Below are 2,376 nucleotides of genomic sequence, written 5' to 3'. Positions count from 1 at the left end.
GGATGATCCCCGGGCCGAAGGTGGCGCTGCTCGACGAGTTCTCCGCCTCCGACGGCGACATCTTCGCCTACCGCTTCCGCCACTACCGGCTCGGCAAGCTCGTCGGCAAGCGCTCCTGGGGGGGCGTCGTCGGCGTGCGCGGCACCCTGCCGCTGGTCGACGGCGGCTACCTCAACCGCCCCGAGTTCTCCCGCTACGACCTGGAAGGGAAAGAGTGGGTGATGGAGGGGCACGGGGTCGACCCCGACATCGTCGTCGACAACGACCCGGCCAGGGAGTACGCCGGCGTCGACGAGCAGCTGGAAAAGGCGATCGAGGTGATCCTCAAGGAGATGAAGGACAGGCCGGTGAAGATCGCCCCCCCGCCCCCCTACCCCACCAAGTAGGGGGCCGGACAGGGACGAAAATCCGTCTTCACAACCGCCCCCGGGCGTGCTAACCTCTTGGTCGTCGCAGAAGAGTGGGCCGTTAGCTCAATTGGCAGAGCAACTGACTCTTAATCAGTAGGTTGAAGGTTCGATTCCTTCACGGCTCACCAGAAACCCCAGCCATCCCAGGCAAAACCCCCGCCGGCGGACGCCGCCGATGCGCCCCCGCTTTACAACCCTTCGCTCAAAACGCACCTGCCCCCATTAGATACATGGCCGGAAGCTCCGGCCGCGTCGCTATCGGGAGGGCAAACACATGGGGTGTCAGGCCTCCGTGCTCGAAGCCTGGGGATGCCTCGCCGTGCGCGAGCGGGCCGAGGCCTATATCCCGCGCCGTCCGGAAGAAACCGTGCTCCACGAAACGGTCGCCGGTCACCTCGAAACCTTCCTGGCCCGGCAGCGGGAGCGCGACCGGCCGGTCCCCCGCTTCGTCGAGCGCGAACTGCGCAAGTTCCTGGAATGCGGCGTGGCGGCCCACGGTTTTTTGCGCGTGCACTGCGACGATTGCGGGATGGACCGGGTCGTGCCATACTCATGCAAGTGCCGCGGCTTCTGCCCCTCCTGCTGCGGCCGGCGCATGGCCGATACGGCCGCGCACCTCGCGGATCGCGTGTTTCCTGAAGAACCGGTCCGGCAATGGGTACTGTCGGTTCCCTATCCGCTGCGCTACCGCCTCGCCTATGACGCCTCGCTGGTCACGGCCGTAGCCCGGATCTTCCAGCGCGCCGTATTCGCCTCCATCCGCCGCCGGGCGGGGATGCGGTCGCTGAACCGCCGCGCCCGCTCGGGCGCCGTCCTTTTCATTCAGCGCTTCAGCGATGCGCTCAACCTCGACCCCCATTTTCACCTGCTCGCCATGGACGGCCTCTACCTGGAATACGGAGAGGATCCTCCCGTCTTCCGGCGCGTTTCCGCACCCGATGACAGGGAAGTGGCGCGCGTGGCGCGGCGCATCCGGCAGCGGGTCGAGAGGCTCCTGAAAGACCGGGGCCTGGATTTGGAGGCCGATGCGTATGGTGTGGACCGGCTGTGGGACGAGCAGCCCCTCTTGGCCGAACTGTACAGCGCCTCGGTTTCGGGGCGGGTGGCCACGGGACCGCGCGCTGGGAAGAGCGTCGTCAGGCTGGGGGCGCATCCGGGTGAACGTACGCCGCCGGCCAATCCCAGTTGCGCGGCCTCCGGCGGGTTCAGCGTCCATGCGGGAGTCGCGGTTCCCGCCCATGACCGCGAACGTTTGGAGAGACTGGCGCGCTACGCCGCGCGTCCCCCTGTCGCCACCGGGAGGCTGTCGCGCCTCGGGGACGGCCGGCTGCTCTACCGCCTCAAGCGACGCTGGAGCGACGGGACGAGCCACGTCGTCTACCATCCGCTCGAATTGATAGAACGCCTGGCGGCGCTGGTGCCGCCGCCGCGCTACAACATCATCCGCTATTACGGGGTCCTGGCTCCGCGTTCGGCCTTCCGCCCGATGATCGTCCCACGGCCGAAAGAGGAGTCGGTCGCACCCCCTGCCGATCGTCGGGATGGCGTCAGCGCACCGGGGGAGCGCCAGACAAGTCGGCAAGATGAAAACGGGGTGCAGGGGAAAAAAGGGAGAAACTACTCCTGGGCTCGACTTATGGCGCGCGTCTTCGAACTGGACGTGCTGCGCTGCCCCCGTTGCGGGGAGAGAATGCGGATCATGGCCGCCATCGACTCGCCGGAGGCCATCGCGAAAATCCTCGCCTGCCTGGGCCTCCCGATCCGCCCGCCTCCCTTGGCCCCGGCCGTGTCCGACCCGGAATCGCGGATTTTTTGAGCCGCCGCGGCAGCCAAACTGCCCTGCAATAAGTACTGGTGCGCCTTCAAAACAAACGGGTGCGGCAAAAATCCATGTTGATCGCCCCGATCTTCGGTTAAAATGCCCCTCATAGTCAGGATGGTGTAGTGCCAGTCGACATAAGGAAGC

2 protein-coding genes and 1 tRNA gene are annotated in these 2,376 nt (G+C 66.5%); all 3 read left to right on the top strand.

The window, feature by feature from the left end:
- Nucleotides 1–386: protease (locus tag GXY47_16265; GenBank protein NLV32697.1), on the top strand; the 386-nt coding region annotated here is incomplete at its 5' end.
- A 76-nt stretch (nucleotides 387–462) separates the two neighbouring features.
- Nucleotides 463–538 (top strand) — tRNA-Lys (locus GXY47_16260).
- Between the two features lie 146 nt (nucleotides 539–684).
- Nucleotides 685–2,226 carry a transposase gene (locus GXY47_16255; GenBank protein NLV32696.1) on the top strand — a complete coding sequence of 514 codons (1,542 nt, stop codon included), beginning with the start codon at nucleotides 685–687 and terminating at the stop codon, nucleotides 2,224–2,226.
- The last annotated feature ends 150 nt before the right edge of the window (nucleotides 2,227–2,376 follow it).

This window comes from Acidobacteriota bacterium (assembly GCA_012729555.1).
In the GTDB taxonomy this organism is placed as follows: domain Bacteria; phylum Acidobacteriota; class UBA6911; order UBA6911; family UBA6911; genus UBA6911.
This window is presented reverse-complemented; position numbering and strand designations above follow the sequence as displayed.

Excerpts from the sequence above, each read along its gene's own strand:
- GXY47_16255 (NLV32696.1), top strand. The coding sequence starts at position 685 with ATGGGGTGTCAGGCCTCCGTGCTCGAAGCCTGGGGATGCCTCGCCGTG.